Origin of the sequence: Pseudoflavonifractor phocaeensis (assembly GCF_016901955.1) — a bacterium.
GTDB classification, from domain to species: Bacteria; Bacillota; Clostridia; order Oscillospirales; family Oscillospiraceae; genus Flavonifractor; species Flavonifractor phocaeensis_A.
Genome location: NZ_JACJLC010000285.1, coordinates 1 through 206 on the forward strand (window position 1 = coordinate 1; position 206 = coordinate 206).

At 52.4% G+C, this 206-nt stretch carries 1 tRNA gene; it reads right to left on the reverse strand.

The features are described from left to right. Window position 1: 1 nt before the first annotated feature. Window positions 2-77: transfer RNA gene (locus H6B51_RS17525), tRNA-Lys, on the reverse strand. Between the last annotated feature and the right edge of the window lie 129 nt (window positions 78-206).

Sequence of the window (206 nt, forward strand, 5' to 3'; positions counted from 1 at the left end):
ATGGTGCGCCTTCACGGATTCGAACCGGGGACCCACTGATTAAGAGTCAGTTGCTCTACCAGCTGAGCTAAAGGCGCATCTGGATCAGTGCTGTGTCAGCACCCTCAAAACCGAACAATGCAGATTTCCAGCCCAGGCAAGCGCCTGCAATCATCATGTTTAGGTCAAGCCCTCGGCTGATTAGTATCGGTCAGCTACATGCGTTA